Raw genomic sequence first — 17,436 nt, 5'->3', positions numbered from 1 at the left:
GTTCACATGGTAACGTCCCCCTTGAAAGGGGTTGCCTGACTATCCAAACGTATGCCAGACGCGTACAACGACGGGGTCCGCCTCGCCTACGAGCGGGCGGGACCCGTCGACGCCGAGACGGTGGTGTTCGTCGAGGGACTGGGCTACGGCCGGTGGATGTGGCGCTGGACCCGGCGCGCCGTCGCCGACGACTACGACACGATTCTCTGGGACAACCGCGGCACCGGGGCGTCCAGCGAACCGGAGGGACCGTACACCGTCGAGCAGATGGCGGGCGACCTCGCGGCGGTGCTGGACGACGCCGGCGTCGACGCGGCCCACGTCGTCGGCGCGAGCATGGGCGGGATGATAGCCCAGCAGTTCGCGCTGGACGACGACCGGGCCGAGTCGCTGACGCTCATGTGTACGTCGCCGGGCGGTCCCGACGCCGTCCCGGTCCCGGAGGAGACCCAGGAGCGGATGTACGACGTTCCGGAGACGTACGACGAGCGAGCGGCCATCCGGCACAAGATGGCCCCCGCCCTGACGGACGCGTTCGTCCAGGAGAACCCGGACCTCGTGGAACGGATAGTCGACTGGCGACTCGACAGCGACGCCAGCGACCGGGCCCGGGAGTGGCAGGGCGCGGCCGTCGCCGCGTTCGACGTCTCGGACCGACTGGACGAGATTAGGGTACCGGCGCTGGTCCTCCACGGGACCGCGGACCGCGTCGTCCCCGTCGAGAACGGCGAACTGCTGGCCGAGCAGTTGCCCGACGCGGAGTTCCACCGCCTCGACGGTGCACCGCACCTCCTCTTCCTCGAGCGCGCCGAGACGGTCAACGACTACCTGACGGAGTTCCTCGACGATGTCTGAGTTCGCGAGCGGCCCGCAGGAGTGGGTGGGCGCGTGGAGCGAGAAGCGCGCCGCCCTGACGCCGGAGCGCGACGGCCTCGTCGACGCGACGACCGGCCAGCGGTACACGTACGCAGACCTCGACCGCCGGGCCAACCGGACGGCGCGACTCCTCCGCGAGTACGGCGTCGAGGACGGCGGCCGCGTCGCCGTCGTCTCCCGGAACCGCCCCGAAGTCGTCGACCTTTTCTTCGCGACGGGGAAGACCGGCGGCGTCCTCGCGCCGCTCTCGCACCGGCTCGCCCCGCCGGAGTTGGGCGAACTGCTCGCACGCGTCGGCCCGGAACTGCTCGTCGTCGAGACGCCGTTCCTCGGCGACGTCCGCGAGGCGATGGCCGAGACGGAGGGCCTGGCCGCGGACACGCTGGCCGTCGAGGCGCATGACGGCGCCGATGAGGGGACCGACCATCGGGACACGCCGACCTACGGCGACCAACTACCGGCGGAGGACTCGGCCGTCCGGACGGCGACGCTCTCGCCGGAGGACCCCCACCTGCTGCTCCACACCGGCGGGTCGACCGGCACGCCGAAGGAGACGGTCGTCACGCACCGGGGCATCGTCTGGAACTCGCTGAACACCGTTACGGCGTGGGGCCTGCGCGACGACGACGTGACCCCGATGGTGTTCCCCATGTTCCACACGGGCGGGTGGAACGTCGTCACGGTCCCGCTCTGGCACATGGGCGGCACCGTGGTCATCGCCCGCGAGTTCGACCCCGGCGAGTTGCTCCGCGTGATAGACGACGAGGGCGGGTCGGTCCTGGTGGCGGTGCCGGCCGTCCTGCGGATGATGACCGACCACGACGACTGGGACCGGACCGACCTCTCGACGCTGCGGTTCGTCAAGTCCGGTGGCGGCCCCTGTCGCCAGTCGGTGATGGAGACGTGGTGGGACCGTGGCGTCGACCTCTCGCAGGGGTACGGGCTCACCGAGTGTGGCCCGAACAACTTCGCGATGCCCGAGGGGTGGCCCCGCGAGAAGGCCGACGCCGTCGGGACGCCCGCGATGCACGTCGACGCGCGAATCGTGGCCGACGGAGAGCGGGTCGACCCGGGCGCTATCGGCGAGCTGCAGCTGCGCTCGCCCCACGCCGCCGACGGCTATCTCGACAACCCCGAGGAGACCGAGGCGACGTTCGGGTCCGGGTGGGTCGCGACCGGCGACCTCGCTCGCGTCGACGAGGACGGCTACTACTACATCGAGGGTCGGAAGAAGGACATGTTCGTCAGCGGCGGCGAGAACGTCTATCCGGCGGAGGTCGAGGACGCTATCGCCGACCACGACGCGGTCGCCGAGTGCGTGGTCGTCCCCGTCGACGACGACCAGTGGGGCCAGGTGGGGAGGGCCGTCGTCGAACTCACCGCGGGTGCCGAAGCGTTCTCGCTGGACGCCCTGCGCTCGTTCCTCGACGGTCGCCTCGCCCGGTTCAAACACCCTCACCACCTCGCGTTCGTCGACGAGATGCCCACGAGCGGGCCGGAGAAGATAGACCGGCAGGCCGTCACCGAGCGGTTCGGCGAGTGAGGAGACGCCACCTAGTTACACCTGTGGAACCGGGTGACAGCGGTTACGCCAAACGCTGATACCGGCTCCCGGCGAACTACTGAGTAGCCATGACGACAGTGTCCAGCGTTCTCGTGACAGGCGCGACGGGTAATCAGGGCGGAGCCGTCGTCGACCACCTCCTCGCGTCCGACGAGGACTTCGACGTGTACGGACTGACCAGAGACGCGACCAGCGAGCGGGCGGAGGCGCTCGCCGACCGTGGCGTCACGATGGTGGAGGGCGACCTCTACGACCCCGAGAGCTTCCGGGACCACGTCGCGGCGGTCGACGCCGTCTTCGCGGTGACCAACTTCTGGACCGAGGGGTACGACCGGCAGGTCGAACAGGGCCAGAACCTCGCCGACGTGGCCGCCGAGGAGGGCGTCGAACAGTTCGTGTTCAGCGGCGTCGGGGGCCACGAGACCGACACGGGCATCCCGCACTTCGACTCCGCGTGGGAGATAGAGCAGTACGCGCGGGACCTCGGGCTCCCGATGACGGTCCTCCAGCCGGTGTTCTTCTACCAGAACCTGGAGGGCTTCGTCGAGAGCATCGTCGAGGACGGTACCCTCGCCTTCCCGCTGGCCGAGGGCGTCTCGCTGCAGATGGTCGACGTGGCCGACGTCGGACACGCCGCCGCCGTCGCCTTCGAGCGGCCCGACGAGTTCCTCGGCGAGCGGTACGAACTGGCCGGCGACGAGAAGACGCTCTCGGAGACGGCCGCCCTCATCTCCGAGGTGTCTGGGCTGGACGTCGAGGCGTATCACGTCCCCATCGAGGACGCCTACGACGACTTCGGGGAGGAGTTCACCGTGATGTGCGAGTGGTTCAACGAGGTCGGGTACGACGCCGACATCGACGCGCTCGAGTCGACGTTCGGGTTCGAGTTCACCGACCTCGAGAGCTATCTGCGAGCGCACGGCTGGGAGGACAAGACCGAGATGGCCTCGGTCCCGGGGTGGGTCAAGGCCTTCTCGTGAATCTCGGCGGTCACTTCGGCAGCCAACGGCGCGTCACTCCGGCCGCTCGACGCCGCTGATCTCGAACCGTGCGCCGCCGGCGTCGCTCTCACACAGGTCGACGTCCCAGCCGTGGGCGTCGACGATTCGCCCCACGATGGCGAGTCCGAACCCGCTCCCCTCCGTGCTGTTGGAGTACCCGCTCTCGAAGACGGCCTCGCGCTCGGACGGTGGCACGCCGGGACCGTCGTCCTCGACGTAGAACCCCGACCCGTCCGGGAGGGGGCCGATACGGATGGTCACCGAGTCAGCGTCGCCGTCGGGGCTCCCGTCGGCCGTGTGGTCGTGGCCCCCGCCGTCGACTGACTGCGGACGGCTGCTCTTGGACGCGTGTTCGACGCTGTTCCGGATGAGGTTCTCGAGGAGCTGCTTGAACCGGCTCTCGTCGGCGCAGATACGGCCGGTCGGCTCGGTCCGGAGCGAGGCGGCCCCTGTGGCGACGTTCTTCCAGCAGCCGGCGACGACGCTGTCGACGTCGACCGGTGCCATCTCGTCGACGCTCTCGCCCTCACGGGCCAGGGTGAGGAGGTCCTCGATGAGTTGGTCCATCCGGTCGAGCGCCCGCTCGGCGCGGTCGAAGTGCTCCGTCTCGCCGGTCGTCTCGGCCAGTTCGAGCGACCCCTCGAGCACGCTGAGGGGGTTCCGAAGGTCGTGACTGACGACGCTCGCGAACTCCTCCAGCCGCTCGTTCTGTCGGGTGAGTTCCGCCTCGCGCTCGCGGAGCAGCGACTCGCGCTCGACGCGCTGGAGCGCGACGGTGAACGTCGAGGTCAGGATGTCGAGGAGCGTTCTGTCCGTCTCGTCGAAGGCGTCGGTCGACGTGGCGGAGACGATGAACACGCCGTGGTCGGCGACCGGATACAGGATGGCGCTCCCGGCCGGCGTGTTCCCCGCCAGCCGGTCGCACTCGGCCGTGTCCTCGATGTGGCGGGGGTCGGACTCCTCGAACACCTCCCAGATGACCGACGACACGGGGTCGTCGCTGTCGCGCTCGTACTCCGGCAGCGCCTCGAACGCCGAGACCATCGGCTCCGTCTCGGTGAGCAGCCGCAGCCGCTGTCCGTCCTCGCTGAGCGCGTGGTAGCCGCTTATCTCGGCCCCGATGACCTCGTGGGCCGTGTCGACGGCGACCTGAGCGCTTTCTTCGACCGTCTGTGTCGTCATCAGCGTCCGCGTCCGCCGCTGGACCAGCTCGAGCTTCCGGCGGTGCTCCTCGCGCTCGGTCACGTCCCGGACCACGCAGATGAGGCCACCGTCGTCGAGTCGGGTCAGCGACACCTCCTGTGGGAACGTCTCGCCGTCGGCCCGGACCCCGGTGGCCGCACCCAGCCACTCGCCTTCCGCCTCGAGTTCTGGGAACACGTCGCGCTGGAACCGCTCGACCTCGCTGTCGGGGTAGCACTTCCGCCAGCTCTCGCCGACGAAGGCCGCCGGGTCGTCGTACCCGTACACCTCGGCGTGGGCCTGGTTGACGAAGACGTACTCGTCGTCTTCGTCCAGTATCGCCATGCCGTCAGTGGCCGACGCGAGCGCTGCCGAGCGGGCCTCGAGCTGCCGCTGGCGCGCCTCGTGGTCGGTGATGTCTCGGCTGCTGACGACGAACTGCTCCTCGCCGTCGACGCAGATGCGACGGATGTGGACCTCCACGGGGAACGTCGACCCGTCGCGCCGCCGGAACTCCGTCTCCAGTTCGTGGCGGTCGCCGGTCTCGAGGCTGTCCCAGAGCCGACGCGCGGCCTCCGGGACGATGTTCGGGTCGACGTCCCAGACGTCCATCCCGACGAGGTCGGACTTCTCGTACCCCAGCGCCTCACACAGCGCCGGGTTGGCGTCGATTATCCGCCCGTCCTTGTCGTGGACGTTTATCATGTCCGGCGAGTTCTCGAACAGGCTCTCGAGGCGCTTGCTCGTCCGTCTGAGCGCGTCCTGTGCGTCACGCGCCTGCAGGGCGTGCGCGATGTCGTCCCCCAGTTCCGCCAGCAGGGCCCGTTCGGACTCGTCGAAGACCTCCGGCCGGTCGGCGTACACCACGAGGAGTCCGTACCAGTCGCCGTCGTACGACAGCGGGACCGCCGCCGCGGCGCGGAACCCGTGTGCCAGTGCCGCCTCCCGCCACGGTTCGAACGACGGGTCCTCGCGGACGTCCTGCGAGACGACGATATCGCCCGTCCTGAAGGCCCGACCGGCCGGCCCCTGTCCGGTCGCCGTCTCGTCGGCGCTGATGGTGACGTCGTCCAGATACGACCGCTCGCCGCCCGCCGAGCTGGTCGGTTCGATGGTCGAGGTAGCGGGGTCGTGCTCGCCGACCCAGACGAACGAGTACGGGTCCACCTCGCTGAGCAACTCACAGACGCGGCGCTCTATCGCCGCCCGTGAATCCGCCCGGACCAGCGCCTGGTTGACCTCGCGCACCACGCTGTCGACGCGCTTCTGCCCGGCTGCCCGTCGGACCGTGCGATGCCGCTCGACGGCGTTCTGGATGCGGTCTGCGAGCGCCTCGTACTGCTCGACCGCGTCGGTCCTGGGGAGATACGCCGTCGCGCCACGTGCCACCGCCTCACTCGCTACCCGATCGGACCCTTCGGCCGGGAACAGGACGAACGGCAGGTCCGGATACTCCGCACGGACGGTGTCGAGCAGGCCCAGTCCGTCGCCGTCGGGAAGTTCAGCTCCGGAGACGACACAGTCGACACCGCTGCCGTCCAGAACGGCCAGTGCGTCGGTCGCTGTGGTGGCCGTCCGGACGGCGAACCGGTCGGCCTCCCGTTCGAGTCGGTCGCCCGTGGACTCCGCGACCTGCCGGTCGTCCACGCAGAGCACGGTGACCTCGTCGCCCATGCCCGATAGTTAATTCGTACCGACAAGTAACTACCGTCACATTATGAAACGTGATAACCGCCGTAACGACAGCGTCCACGGGGGTTTTCTGTCCGCCATACAACGGGCCTCGGGCCGTCGCAGTCCGGGGCCGCCCTTCGCCGGACGCCGTCGACGCGCGTCGTCGTCCTATCGCCCGGCGACCGGCGCTGAACTCCCCGCAGCGAGTTCGACGCGCCGTCTCACTCCTCGTCGAACAGCGTGTCGCCCTCGACCATGTGTTCCTCGACGGCGTCCATGTCCAGGGTGAGGCCCAGACCCGGTTCCTCCGGAATCTCGATGTAACCGCCTTCGATGACGTCCTCCTCGACGAGGTCCTCCCACCAGCCCAGTTCGTAGGAGTGATACTCGACGGCCAGCGAGTTCGGCACGGCGGCGCCGACGTGGGCGCTCGCCATCGTCGCGATGGGCGAGGAGACGTTGTGCATCGCCACCGGGATGTAGTACTGGTTTGCCACGTCGGCGACCTTCCGCGTCTCGCGCATGCCGCCGACCTTCGGCATGTCGGGCGCGATCATGTCGACCGCCTGATTCTCGATGAGTCGGCGCTCCTCGGTCACGCGGTAGCGGTTCTCACCGACGGTGATGGGCGTCGTCGTGGACTTCGTGACCTCCTCCTGCACCTCGAGATTCTCCGGCGGCACGGGGTCCTCGAGCCACCAGACGTCGTACTCCTCGATGGCGTCGGCGAGGCGCTTGCCGGAGCCACCGGAGAACGTCCAGTGACAGTCGAAGGCGACGTCGGCGCGGTCCTTCACGCGCTCGGTGACCTTCTCGACTATCTCGGCCTTGTGCCGTATCTCGCCCGGACGGAGGTGGCGGTTCGCGCGGTCCTTCTCCAGCCCGCTCGGGACGTCGAGGTCGAACTTCAGGGCGTCGTAGCCCAGTTCCTCGACGACGCGCTCTGCCTCGTCGGCGCAGGCCTCGGCGTCGGCCTCCTCCTCGGTGTGGCAGTCACAGTAGACGCGCATCTCGTCGCGGTACTTTCCGCCCAGGAGCTGGTAGGCCGGAATCTCCAGAATCTTGCCCGCGAGGTCGTGCAGCGCCACCTCGATGCCCGCGATGGCGGTGACGGTGACGCCCTCGACGGAGCCCTCGCCGGACATCTTCTGGATGAGGTGCTCGTACAGGCGGTCGATGTCCAGCGGGTTCTCGCCCACCACGAACGGCTTCATGCGCTCGATGAGCTCCGGCACACCGGCCCCCCAGTAGGCCTCGCCGGTCCCCACGATACCGGCGTCGGTGTAGATGCGGACGAGCGTCCACGGGAAGTTCCCGTCGACCATCGTCGTCTGGACGTCCGTGATCTCGACGTCGCGGCCACCACCGCGCTTCGCCGTGACGCCCATCGTCTCCGAGGAGAGCTCTCGCATCGTGTACTCAGCGTTGGGGTCGTGCAGGTCAGCGTAGTCTACGTCGTTGGCCAATCCCATGCTGGGGGCTTGCTAGGCCCGTTACAAAAGTGTAGAGGAATCGGTCCCGACTACGCCGACCGGTCCAGCGCGGCGACGACGTCGTCGGCGGCTGCCTCGGGGTCCCACGTCGAGACGAACGTCGACATGGCCGTCTTCAGTTCGATGAGCTGGTCCGGCCGGACGCCCAGACCGTGCGTTATCGACAGCGGTTGGCCCGCCGACTGCTGGAACGCGGCCTGCTGCTCCTGCAGGAACGGCGTGAACCCCGACGTGTCGACGTCGGTCCGGGGCGGGATGGAGCCCTTCTTCTGGTTGAACCGCCGCTGGCCGTCCGCCGAGCCCACGTACGAGAGGAACGTCGAGACGACCTCCGGGTTCTCGGTCACGTTCGCGGCGATGACCGCGTCCATGTTCATCGCGTAGAGGCCGTCGGTTCCCGGGAACGGGACGTGGTCCCAGTCGGTCCCGTAGTCGAACCCCGGGGACTCGGTGTAGGCTCCCGCCGCCCAGTCGCCCTGATGGAAGAAGACGGATTCGCCGTCGACGAACCGCTCGTTGGCGTCGGTCAGCGACGTGTAGAGCTTGTCCTCCGTGGTCACGTCGGCGTACTGTCCGACGATGTCGAGGGCGTCGACGATGGCCCGTCGGTGGGCCGCCGCGCCCTCGTCGGTGACGCGCCTGTACGTGTCGTGACCGTGTTCGCCCAGCAACACCGTCTCCCACATCTGGAGGACCGTCCACGGGTTCTTCATGGGGAACAGCATCCCCGTCCGGTCGGTCTCGGCGTCGATGCGCTGGAGCGCCTCGGCGAACGCCCGCGGACTGTCGATGCCGGCGGGGTCGACGCCCAGCGCCTCCGCCTGTTCGACGTCGTAGAAGAGGTTGTTGATGCGGTGGATGTTGAGCGGCACCGCCCGGTACGTGCCGTCTATCTTCGCGGCGTTCCGCGGGCCGTCGAGGTAGTACTGCTCCATGTCGCTGTCCTCCCAGACGCCCGTGACGTCGCCCAACACCGCGGCGTCGTCGTACGGTTCGAGGTTCTTCCCGGGCCACTCTATCCAGACGTCCGGCGGACTCTCCTTGAGGATGCGGCTCTTGACCTCCAGGCTCAGGTTCTCGTCCGCGACGTCCCGTATCGAGACCCCCGGATGCTGTCGGCTGAAGCCGTCGAGGAGCGCGTCGAGCGCCGCGCCGCCGTCGCCACCGACCAACCGGTGGAGCAACTCCCCACTCTCGCCCCCACCAACGGACGTAGACCGTGACATGTCGTGCAGTCGCTATCGAGTCGTTATGAAATTTCCCCGCCCGTTCTCAGTCGTGATTTTCCGGACGTGATAATTTAAGTCCCCCATCTCAAATGGGGGCGTATGGTTGACTGGCAACAACGAGGCGTGGCACTGGCCGTGGTGGGACAGTTCGGCCACGCGATATTTCAGGGGCTCGTGGTCGGGTTCGCGCCCGGGGGACTGGTACCGGTTCTCTCCGTGACGGGGTTCGTGGTCGCTGCGACGGCAGGTGTATATTCACTCGAGCGCGTGCGCGCCCGAGCGGACCGTCTCGCGACCCGACGGGACGCGCTGGAACGCGACCACGCTCGCCTCGAGGCCGAACTGGAACGGACACGAGAGACGCGGGACGAACTCGTCGCGGACCTCGCCACGGCGCGGGCCGCCCTCCGCGACCGGGACCCGACCGCGACAGACGCACGACGGGCGACCGTCGCCGACGGCGGCGTCGCCAGCACGGCCGACCTGAGCGTCGACGATCTGGACGGGTACCTCGACGCCTGCCGCCGGACGCTCGACGCCGCCAGCGAGGGGGACCTGCGCCAGCGGATGGACGCCGAGACGCCGTCGGCCTCGCTCAACCGCCTCGCGACGGAGTTCAACGAGATGGCCGACGCCTTCGAACAGACAATCGACACGGCGGGCGAGTTCTCCGAGGACGTCGCCGGGTCGTCAGAGCAGCTCTCGGCGGCGACGGACGCGGTCACGGAGGCCGCCGAGAGCGTCGCCGCGACGGTACAGGAGATCGCCGACGTGTTCCACGAGCAGCACCAGCAGATATCGACCATCAGCGAGGAGATGTCCGACATGTCGGCGACCATCGAGGAGATAGCCGCGTCCTCGAACGAGGTCACCGAGATGGCCAAGAAGACGGAGAAACGGACCGTCGACGGCATCGAGGCCGGCCGCGAGGCCCACGAGACCATGGCGGCGACCGTCGACCAGACCGACGACGTCGTCGAGACGGTCCAGACGCTCGACGACCAGATGGCGGAGGTCGGTGAGATAGTCGACCTCATCGACGACATCGCCGAGCAGACGAACATCCTCGCGCTGAACGCCTCTATCGAGGCCGCACACGCCTCCTCGGGGGCCGAGAACAACGGCTTCGGCGTCGTCGCCGACGAGGTCAAGTCCCTCGCCGAGGAGACGAAGGACGCGACCAACGAGATAGAGGACCGTATCTCGGACATCCAGACCCAGACCGAGGACGCCGTCGAAGAGATAACCGAGATGCAGACCTCCGTCGAGGAGGGACAGGCGGCCGTCGACGAGGGGCTGGAAGCGCTCGAGTCAATCATGGAGCACGTCCAGGAGACCAGCTCCGGGGTCAAGGAGATAAGCAACGCCACCGACGACCAGGCGGCCACCTCCGAGGAGGTCGCCTCCATCGCCGACGACGTGGCGAAGACGTCCCAGCAGAACGTCGAGGAGGCCGAACACGTCGCCGCCATCGCCGAGGAGCAGACCCTCGCGCTCGGCGAGATGTCGGTCAACGTCCGCATGCTCACCATGCGCGCCCAGCAGCTCAGCACGCTGTTCGACCGCTACCAGACCGCGGACTGACGTCCCCGAATTTTTATCGCAACACCTGTTGTAAATCGCCGTATGCAAATCGGTGTGCTGACTGTTCCGCTCGGCGGTCAATCGCTCGACGACGCACTGTCGTATCTGGACGACATCGGCGTCGGCGCCGTAGAGTTGGGCTGTGGCGGCTATCCGGGCGACGACCACCTCCCGCGTGAGGAGTACCTAGACGACCCGGACGCACAGGCCGCGCTCCACGACCTGCTGGACGAGTACGAGATGGACGTGAGCGCGCTGGCGACACACAACAACCCCCTCCACCCCGACGAGGAGCGGGCGGCCGAGGCGGACACGGAACTGCGGGAGGCCATCGAACTGGCCGACCAGCTCGGCGTCGACGCGGTCACCTGTTTCTCGGGGCTTCCCGCGGGCGGGCCCAACGACGAGGTGCCCAACTGGGTGACCGCGCCCTGGCCGACCGAACACGCCGACGCTCACGAGTACCAGTGGGACGTCGCTACGGAGTACTGGGCCGACCTCGCCGAGCACGCCGCATCTCACGGCGTCGACGTCGCCATCGAGATGCATCCGAACATGCTCGTCTACGAGCCACACGGGCTACTGAAACTCCGCGAGGCCACCAACGACCGCATCGGCGCGAACTTCGACCCCTCCCACCTCTACTGGCAGGGCATCGACGTGACCGCGGCCATCCGCCTGCTGGGCGACCACGACGCCATCCACCACTTCCACGCCAAAGACACGAAGGTCTACGAGGAGAACGCCCGCGAGAAAGGGGTACTGGACACGACCGGCTACACGGAGGAGGCGGACCGCTCGTGGCTGTTCCGCTCCATCGGCTACGGTCACGGCGAAGAGCACTGGAAGGACGTCGTCTCCACACTGCGGATGGTCGGCTACGACGGCACGCTCTCCATCGAACACGAGGACTCGCTCACCAGCGTCCGCGAGGGACTGGAGAAGGCCGTCGACGTCCTCGACCGCGCCGTCTTCGAGACACAGCCGGGCGACGCCTACTGGGCGGAGTAAGCAGGATTCACGATGCCATCTGAACCACTCGACATCGGCGTACTGGGGTACCGTTTCATGGGCAAGGCACACGCGAACGCGTTCGCGCGGCTCCCGATGTTCTTCGAGGACGCCCCGGCGCTCAACCGGGACGTGCTGGTCGGGCGCGACGAGGACGCGCTCGAGGACGCCGCCGACAGGCTCGGGTTCGCGCGGACGGCGACGGACTGGCGCGACGTCGTCGACGACGTGGACGTGTTCTACAACCTCGGGCCGAACCACGTCCACGCCGAGCCGTCCATCGCGGCGCTGGAAGCCGGGACGCCGGTCTTCTGCGAGAAGCCGCTCGCGCCGACGCGTGACGCCGCCGAATCGATGGCGGCGGCCGCCGAGGGCGCGGACGTACCGGCAGGTATCGCGTTCAACTACCGCTTCATCCCGGCCATCCAGTACGCGAAGAACCTCATCGACGCGGGCGAGCTGGGCGAGCTTCGACACTTCCGCGGGCGGTACCTCCAGGACTGGCTGACCGACCCGGAAGCGCCGTGGTCGTGGCGCAACGACGCGGAGATGGCCGGTAGCGGCGCGCTCGGGGACCTGGGCGCCCACACCGTGGACCTCGCCCGGTTCCTCGTGGGCGACGTCGCGGAACTGAGCGGGCACCTGCGGACGTTCGTCGACGAGCGCCCGATGGCCGAGAGCGAGGAGACGCGGCCGGTGACGGTCGACGACGCGTACTCGGCGCAGGTCGCCTTCGAGAACGGCGTGATGGGGACTCTGGAGGCCTCGCGGTTCGCCAACGGGCACAAGAACGACCACACGATAGAGATAGAGGGGACGAAGGGGAGCCTCCGCTTCTCGCTGGAGCGACTGAACGAGTTAGAACTCCTGCGCGAGGACGGGCGTGGCTTCGAGACGATACTGATGACCGACGCCGAAGACCCGTACGTCGAACACTGGTGGCCGCCGGGCCACGTCATCGGGTGGGAGCACACGTTCGTCCACGAGAACTACGAGTTCCTCTCGGCCGTCGCAGAGGGCGGCGACTACGAGCCCAGTTTCGCCGACGGACTCGCGGTCCAGCGGATACTGGACGCCGTCGAACGGAGCGACGCCAGCGGCGAGTGGGTCGACGTCGACTGAATCCCCCGCTCACTGCGCCCCGGCGGTCGACGCTCGGGTGGCCCACCCATTTTTGGTCCCCGCCCCCGGTTGGAGCGGTATGACGCAGCACTCGCGCCTCGACGCGTATCTGGCCGACGAAGGACTCGAAGCGGTGTGGTTCGCGCGGCCGAACAGTTTCGCGTGGCTCACCGGCGGCGACAACGTCGTCGACCGAGCGGGCGACGTCGGCGTCGCGGCCGCGGGGTACGACGGCGACGGCGTGACCGTCGTCGCTGACAACATCGAGGCGCCGCGCCTGCGCGACGAGGAGCTCGACCCGGCAGTCGACGTCGAGACGTTCCAGTGGTACGACGGTAGTCTCGCCGACGCCGTGCAGTCGGTGAGTCCGACGCCCGCGGCCGCAGACTTCGACGTGCCGGGGTTCGAGCGGGTGGACGCGTCGGTGCTCCGACAGCCGCTGACCGACGCACAGGCGGACCTGTACCGCGACCTGAGCGAGGAGACCGCCGCCGTCGTCGAGTCCGTCGCGCGCGACGTCGCGGCGACGGACACGGAGCGAGCCGTCGCCGCCGAGTTGCGCGGCGAGCTCTCCGCTCGGGACATCGAGTCCCCGGTGGCACTCGTCGGCGGCGGGGAGCGCGCACAGGCCTATCGGCACTACACGCCGAAAGACGAGGAACTGGGGGCCTACGCGCTCCTCTCCGTGACGGCCCAGCGCGACGGCCTGCACACCAGCTGTACCCGGGCCGTGGCGTTCGACCCACCCGAGTGGCTCGAGGACCGGACGCGAGCGGCGATGCGCGTCGAGACGACGGCACTGGCCGCGACACGGGCCGTCGGCTCGGTCGGCGGTACGGCGGGTGACGTGTTCGAGGCCGTCCAGACGGCCTACGACGCCGTCGGCTGGGACGGCGAGTGGCGCAACCACCACCAGGGCGGCGCCGCCGGGTTCGCCGGCCGCGAGTGGATAGCGACGCCGGACAGCGATGCCCCGGTGGTCCTCCCGCAGGCCTACGCATGGAACCCGACGGTACAGGGAGCGAAGAGCGAGGACACCCACCTCGTCAGCAGCGACGGCGTCGAGACGCTCTCGACCACCGGCGACTGGCCGACGGTCACCGTCGAGGCGACGGCGTACGACCTCGAACTCGAACGGCACGCCGTCCTCGAACGGTAACCGACAGGGACCCCTCTGTGCCCGTAGCGGGCCGTTCGCGATAGAATCCACGGGGTAGCGAAACTGTTTACAACACCTGTTGTTGTCCAAAGCATAGATTTAAGTGTCGGATTAGACTACCGTGGAGATGTATGGACGAGCAACGCACGTGGTGGAAGGAGGCGGTCGTCTACCAGATCTATCCCCGGAGTTTCAACGATAGCGACGGCGACGGCGTCGGTGACTTGCAGGGCATCATCGACAGATTGGACCACGTCGCGTCGCTCGGCGCCGACGTCATCTGGCTCAACCCCGTCTACGAGTCCCCACAGGAGGACAACGGCTACGACATCAGCGACTACCGCGCCATCCACGAGGAGTACGGCTCGATGGCCGACTGGGAACGCCTCCTCGAAGAGGTCCACGACCGGGACATGCGCCTCATCATGGACCTCGCGGTGAACCACTCCTCGACGGACCACGAGTGGTTCAAGAAGTCCCGCCGGGACGAGGACGGCTACCGCGAGTACTACTACTGGCGGGAGGGCGAGACCCCGGCGAACAACTGGAAGAGCGGGTTCGGCGGGTCGGCGTGGGAGTACGACGAGGCGGCCGGGATGCAGTACCTCCACCTCTTCGACGACACGCAGGCCGACCTGAACTGGGACAACCCCGACGTGCGAGCGGACGTCCACGACCTGATGAACTTCTGGCTGGAGAAGGGCATCGACGGCTTCCGACTCGACGTCATCAACCTCGTCTCCAAGCCCGAGGGGCTGCCTGACGGCGACCCCTCGCAGGACTGGGTCGGCATCGAGCACTTCGCCGACGGGCCCCGCGCCCAGGAGTACCTCGAAGAGATGGCCGAGGCGACCTACGACGACTACGACACGATGACCGTCGGCGAGTGCATCGACATCGACGTCGAGACGGCCAGCGACTACGTCTCCGCCGACGGCCCGATGGACATGGTGTTCCACTTCGAGCACATGCTCGTGGACATGGGCGACCGGTGGCTCTCGCCGGCGGAGTGGGACCTCACCGACCTGAAGGCGGTCATGTCCCACTGGCAGACCGAACTCGACGGCTGGAACTCGCTGTACCTCACGAACCACGACCAGCCGCGCATCGTCTCGCGGTTCGCCGACGACGGCGAGTACCGCCGCGAGTCCGGCAAACTCCTCGGGACGCTCCTCTTTACGCTCTCCGGGACGCCCTACGTGTACCAGGGTCAGGAGATAGGGATGACCAACTACCCGTGGAGCAGTCTCGACGAACTCGACGACCTCCAGTCCATCGGCAAGGTCGAGGAGGCCATCGAGGCCGGCGAGATAGACGGCTTCGAAGACGTCCAGCAGATAGTCCGTGACCGCTCGCGGGACAACGCCCGGACGCCGATGCAGTGGGACGACTCCGAGCACGCCGGCTTCACCGATGGCGACCCGTGGCTGGCGGTCAACCCCAACTACGAGGACGTCAACGTCGAGCAAGCCGAGGCCGACGCGGACTCGGTCCTGCACTACTACCGTGACCTCGTCGACCTCCGCGAGGACCACGAGGTGCTCGTCTACGGGGACTACACCCTCCTCCTTCCCGAGCACGAGTCCGTCTGGGCCTACCGGATGGAACTGGACGGCGAGGCCGTCCTCGTGACGCTGAACTTCTCGGACACCGAGACGAGCGTGACCGTCGACGACGCGGCCCGGACCAGCGACCTCCTCGTCGCGAACTACGACGACGCCCCGACGGTGACAGACGCAAACCTGACGCTGCGACCCTACGAGGCCCGCGTCCACTCCCTGGACTGATCTATGCCCGTCCAACGGACGAACCCCGACGACGCGGTATCGGACGACGAACGAGCCTGGTGGAAAGAGTCCGTCGTCTATCAAGTGTATCCGCGCAGTTTCAACGACAGCGACGGCGACGGTGTCGGGGATCTACAGGGCATCACAGAGAACGTCGAGTATCTCGACTCGCTGGGTGTCGACGTCGTCTGGCTCTGCCCGGTCTACGAGTCGCCACAGCGAGACAACGGCTACGACATCAGCGACTACCGGGCCATCCACGAGGAGTACGGGACGATGGCGGACTGGGAGGCGCTCGTAGACGCGCTCCACGACCGAGACATGCGCCTCATCATGGACCTCGTCGTCAACCACACGTCCGACCAGCACGAGTGGTTCCAGCGCTCGCGCCGGCGCGAGGACGAGTACGCCGACTACTACCACTGGCGGGACGGCCGACCGGCCGCAGCGGCCGACTACGACACCGCCGACGGCCCCGCGGACGAGGTCGCCCCCAACAACTGGGACTCCGTCTTCGGCGGGTCGGCGTGGAGTTACGACGAGATGCGCGGGCAGTGGTACCTTCATCTGTTCGACGAGACGCAGCCGGACCTCAACTGGCGAAATCCCGACGTGCGAGCGGCCGTCTCCGACATGATGACCTGGTGGTTGGAGAAGGGCATCGACGGCTTCCGCATGGACGCTATCGACTTCCTCTCGAAGGCCGAGGGGTACCCCGACGGCGACCCGAGCGCGTCGCTCGTCGGCCTCGAACAGTTCAGCCACGGGCCGCGGTTACAGGAGTACCTGCGGGAACTGTACGACGAGACGCTCGCGAACTACGACGCGACGACCGTCGGGGAGATGGGCCAGACCGCCGTCGAGCAGGTCAACGACTACATCGGCGAGGACGCGCCGCTCGATATGGCGTTCCAGTTCGACCACATGGGCGTCGATACCGGGTCCGACGGCCAGTGGGACCTCGACGACTGGGGCGAGTGGGACCTCGTCGAGTTGAAGGCGATCATCGCCCACAAGCAACGCGCCGTCGAGTGGGACACGCTGTTTTTCGGCAACCACGACCTCCCTCGCGTCGTCTCTCGGTTCGGCGACGACGGCGAGTACCGAACCGAGAGCGCGAAGCTGTTCGCGACGCTCCCGCTGACGATGTCCGGGACCCCGTACATCTATCAGGGCGAGGAGATCGGGATGACGAACGCCGAGTTCGGCTCGCTCGACGAGGTGGACGACCCGATGACCATCGGGAAAGTCGAAGACCTCCTCGACGCGGGCGCTATCGACGCCCCCGAGGACGCGCTGGGCATCGTCAACTACTGGAGTCGCGACCACGCCCGGACGCCGATGCAGTGGGACGACTCGGCGAACGTCGGGTTCACCGACGGCGACCCGTGGCTGGCGGTCAACCCCAACTACGAGGACGTCAACGTCGAGCAAGCCGAGGCCGACCCCGACTCCGTGCTGCACTACTACCGTGACCTCGTCGACCTCCGCGAACGAAAGGACGTGCTCGTCTACGGGGACTACACCGACCTCCTCCCCGACCACGAATCGGTCTGGGCCTACCGGATGGACCTGGACGATGAAGCCGTCCTCGTGACGCTGAACGTCTCCGACACCGAGACGAGCGTGACGCTGGACCAGGCGGCCCGGACCAGCGACCTACTCGTTGCGAACTACGACGACGCCCCGACCGTGACCGACGCGAACCTGACGCTGCGGGCCTACGAGGCCCGCGTCTACTCCCTGAACTGAAA

The 17,436-nt window shown here is 67.9% G+C and carries 12 protein-coding genes; 9 read left to right on the top strand and 3 right to left on the bottom strand.

The genetic code is table 11. The features are described from left to right. Window positions 1–51 precede the first annotated feature (51 nt). The 3 genes from ACV7GQ_RS08060 (at window position 52) to ACV7GQ_RS08050 (ending at window position 3,420) form a co-directional block, all read left to right on the top strand. Complete coding sequence (locus tag ACV7GQ_RS08060) at window positions 52–855, top strand: alpha/beta fold hydrolase (RefSeq protein WP_470312997.1); 804 nt, start codon at window positions 52–54, stop codon at window positions 853–855. Next, entirely contained in the window at window positions 848–2,419 is a 1,572-nt protein-coding gene (locus tag ACV7GQ_RS08055; protein WP_470312996.1) for an AMP-binding protein, read from the top strand. Before ACV7GQ_RS08060 ends, ACV7GQ_RS08055 begins: the two co-directional genes overlap by 8 nt. Before the next feature lie 89 nt (window positions 2,420–2,508). Further along, entirely contained in the window at window positions 2,509–3,420 is a 912-nt protein-coding gene (locus tag ACV7GQ_RS08050) for an NmrA/HSCARG family protein (RefSeq protein ID WP_470312995.1), read from the top strand. Between the two features lie 33 nt (window positions 3,421–3,453). Here ACV7GQ_RS08050 and ACV7GQ_RS08045 read toward each other — a convergent pair whose 3' ends face one another. From ACV7GQ_RS08045 to ACV7GQ_RS08035, 3 genes are all read right to left on the bottom strand, one after another. After that, window positions 3,454–6,297, bottom strand: a complete 2,844-nt coding sequence (locus ACV7GQ_RS08045; RefSeq protein ID WP_470312994.1) for a hybrid sensor histidine kinase/response regulator — start codon at window positions 6,295–6,297, stop codon at window positions 3,454–3,456. A 221-nt stretch (window positions 6,298–6,518) separates the two neighbouring features. Beyond that, window positions 6,519–7,769, bottom strand: a complete 1,251-nt coding sequence (locus ACV7GQ_RS08040) for a mandelate racemase/muconate lactonizing enzyme family protein (RefSeq protein ID WP_470312993.1) — start codon at window positions 7,767–7,769, stop codon at window positions 6,519–6,521. 50 nt (window positions 7,770–7,819) lie between these two features. Next, complete coding sequence (locus tag ACV7GQ_RS08035; RefSeq protein ID WP_470312992.1) at window positions 7,820–9,016, bottom strand: ABC transporter substrate-binding protein; 1,197 nt, start codon at window positions 9,014–9,016, stop codon at window positions 7,820–7,822. A gap of 102 nt (window positions 9,017–9,118) precedes the next feature. Here ACV7GQ_RS08035 and ACV7GQ_RS08030 point away from each other — a divergent pair, with 102 nt between their 5' ends. The 6 genes from ACV7GQ_RS08030 (at window position 9,119) to ACV7GQ_RS08005 (ending at window position 17,434) form a co-directional block, all read left to right on the top strand. Next, window positions 9,119–10,603, top strand: a complete 1,485-nt coding sequence (locus ACV7GQ_RS08030; RefSeq protein ID WP_470312991.1) for a methyl-accepting chemotaxis protein — start codon at window positions 9,119–9,121, stop codon at window positions 10,601–10,603. 42 nt (window positions 10,604–10,645) lie between these two features. After that, complete coding sequence (locus ACV7GQ_RS08025; RefSeq protein WP_470312990.1) at window positions 10,646–11,614, top strand: sugar phosphate isomerase/epimerase family protein; 969 nt, start codon at window positions 10,646–10,648, stop codon at window positions 11,612–11,614. A gap of 12 nt (window positions 11,615–11,626) precedes the next feature. After that, window positions 11,627–12,736, top strand: coding sequence for a Gfo/Idh/MocA family protein (locus ACV7GQ_RS08020; protein ID WP_470312989.1), 1,110 nt, complete (start codon window positions 11,627–11,629; stop codon window positions 12,734–12,736). Between the two features lie 79 nt (window positions 12,737–12,815). Next, window positions 12,816–13,895 carry a M24 family metallopeptidase gene (locus ACV7GQ_RS08015; protein WP_470312988.1) on the top strand — a complete coding sequence of 360 codons (1,080 nt, stop codon included), beginning with the start codon at window positions 12,816–12,818 and terminating at the stop codon, window positions 13,893–13,895. Between the two features lie 131 nt (window positions 13,896–14,026). Then, on the top strand, window positions 14,027–15,682 hold the full coding sequence (locus tag ACV7GQ_RS08010) for a glycoside hydrolase family 13 protein (RefSeq protein ID WP_470312987.1): 1,656 nt from the start codon (window positions 14,027–14,029) through the stop codon (window positions 15,680–15,682). Window positions 15,683–15,685: 3 nt separating this feature from the next. Further along, window positions 15,686–17,434 carry a glycoside hydrolase family 13 protein gene (locus ACV7GQ_RS08005; protein WP_470312986.1) on the top strand — a complete coding sequence of 583 codons (1,749 nt, stop codon included), beginning with the start codon at window positions 15,686–15,688 and terminating at the stop codon, window positions 17,432–17,434. Window positions 17,435–17,436: the final 2 nt, after the last annotated feature.

Source organism: Haloarcula sp. MBLA0163 (assembly GCF_055632435.1).
This window is presented reverse-complemented; position numbering and strand designations above follow the sequence as displayed.

Excerpts from the sequence above, each read along its gene's own strand:
- ACV7GQ_RS08040 (WP_470312993.1), bottom strand. The coding sequence starts at position 7,769 with ATGGGATTGGCCAACGACGTAGACTACGCTGACCTGCACGACCCCAAC.
- ACV7GQ_RS08030 (WP_470312991.1), top strand. The coding sequence starts at position 9,119 with ATGGTTGACTGGCAACAACGAGGCGTGGCACTGGCCGTGGTGGGACAG.
- ACV7GQ_RS08005 (WP_470312986.1), top strand. The coding sequence starts at position 15,686 with ATGCCCGTCCAACGGACGAACCCCGACGACGCGGTATCGGACGACGAA.
- ACV7GQ_RS08025 (WP_470312990.1), top strand. The coding sequence starts at position 10,646 with ATGCAAATCGGTGTGCTGACTGTTCCGCTCGGCGGTCAATCGCTCGAC.
- ACV7GQ_RS08045 (WP_470312994.1), bottom strand. The coding sequence starts at position 6,297 with ATGGGCGACGAGGTCACCGTGCTCTGCGTGGACGACCGGCAGGTCGCG.
- ACV7GQ_RS08015 (WP_470312988.1), top strand. The coding sequence starts at position 12,816 with ATGACGCAGCACTCGCGCCTCGACGCGTATCTGGCCGACGAAGGACTC.
- ACV7GQ_RS08010 (WP_470312987.1), top strand. The coding sequence starts at position 14,027 with ATGGACGAGCAACGCACGTGGTGGAAGGAGGCGGTCGTCTACCAGATC.
- ACV7GQ_RS08060 (WP_470312997.1), top strand. The coding sequence starts at position 52 with ATGCCAGACGCGTACAACGACGGGGTCCGCCTCGCCTACGAGCGGGCG.
- ACV7GQ_RS08050 (WP_470312995.1), top strand. The coding sequence starts at position 2,509 with ATGACGACAGTGTCCAGCGTTCTCGTGACAGGCGCGACGGGTAATCAG.
- ACV7GQ_RS08035 (WP_470312992.1), bottom strand. The coding sequence starts at position 9,016 with ATGTCACGGTCTACGTCCGTTGGTGGGGGCGAGAGTGGGGAGTTGCTC.
- ACV7GQ_RS08055 (WP_470312996.1), top strand. The coding sequence starts at position 848 with ATGTCTGAGTTCGCGAGCGGCCCGCAGGAGTGGGTGGGCGCGTGGAGC.
- ACV7GQ_RS08020 (WP_470312989.1), top strand. The coding sequence starts at position 11,627 with ATGCCATCTGAACCACTCGACATCGGCGTACTGGGGTACCGTTTCATG.